The sequence below is a fragment of the Moorena sp. SIO3I6 genome, from assembly GCF_010672095.1.
Genome location: NZ_JAAHHU010001395.1, coordinates 1 through 1,338, shown reverse-complemented (window position 1 = coordinate 1,338; position 1,338 = coordinate 1). Strand labels below are relative to the sequence as shown.

At 42.1% G+C, this 1,338-nt stretch carries 1 protein-coding gene; it reads right to left on the bottom strand.

What is annotated here, in order from left to right:
• Nucleotides 1–517: 517 nt before the first annotated feature.
• A partial coding sequence (locus tag F6K49_RS49640; RefSeq protein WP_293110168.1) for a sugar transferase occupies nt 518–1,338 on the bottom strand: 821 nt, incomplete at its 5' end.

Sequence of the window (1,338 nt, the reverse complement as noted above, 5' to 3'; positions counted from 1 at the left end):
CGCTCCACCGCAGCCCGCCCACTATTTAACTTCACTCAAGTCTGTTTGGACCATTAGACGAGATGCTCGAAGCGGTTTGCCATTGCACATCAACCGACTGAGTTTCCAGGTTTTATTAATAAGCACCACTATTTTGTAAGAGAAAAACAACAATGACTCTTCTGCAACACGGAGGTTCCGATGATCTAGTCGATGCAGATCGGTCTAGTGGGAACCACTATATTAGCCTAAATTGATCGAGTTTGATGGTACTTTGAAAAATTCTGGTGTTTACACGGTCTATGGCATTAGACTTCGCCGCAGTTTACGGGAACTGCGGACAAGGTAACTTCGGATCAGCGGACAATAATTGAGAAAGACAAGATCAGACAAATACTTTGCCAAGAGGTCTATTGTCATCTATTCGTGAACATTTAGTTTTCGGTTCCAAGGTAAGCTAGGCTGGCATTTGATCAACTACCATCACCTTCGCCACTAGGGGCGAAAGTGCGGGTTCCAAACTCATCTAACCATAAAACTACATTCCATCTTTACGAAGCACTACCAGGATAGTTTTGAAGATAAGTCTGATATCATGGGCTAAGCTCCAGTGATGTTGGTATTTTAAGTCCATTTGAATGATATCTTCAAAACTACGGATTTTTGAGCGTCCATTAACTTGCCACTCACCAGTGATACCCGGTTTTACGTTTAAACGTTGCCACTCCGGAACCTCATATATTTCTACTTCATTGACTGTTGGTGGTCTTGTCCCTACTAAACTCATCTCTCCTTTCAGAACATTCCAGAACTGAGGCAGTTCATCTAAGCTGGTTTTCCGTAAAAAATGACCCACTCTGGTGATTCTGGGGTCATTTTCATTTTTAAAAACTTTGCCATCAGCTTGATTTTTAACTTTCTTTTTTAGCTGTTCAGCGTTAGCACACATGGAGCGAAATTTCCAGATCCGAAACCGCTTTCCCATCCAACCACAACGGATTTGAGCAAAAAAAATCGGACCAGGGCTATCTAGCTTAATAGCAAGGGCAATAGGAATAAACAAAACAGCAGTAATGCCCAAACCCACGATTGCACCGACAATATCGATTAATCGCTTCACCGGAGATCTAACTGAGGGATGGGTTGTTGGTAAGTGATTTACTGATTTGTTGGTGTTTCCTGTGGTATTATTATCTGATGCTTCTATAGCTAACCTTTGGTCTAGTCCTGTCATGACCAATACAGACATGACTTGGGGAGTGACATTTTTAAGCAACGTTTTAACCCCTTGCTCTAGGGCACTTTTGTGATTACTCACTAATGCACCGATACCACTGCTATCGATAAAATTAGTCTGGT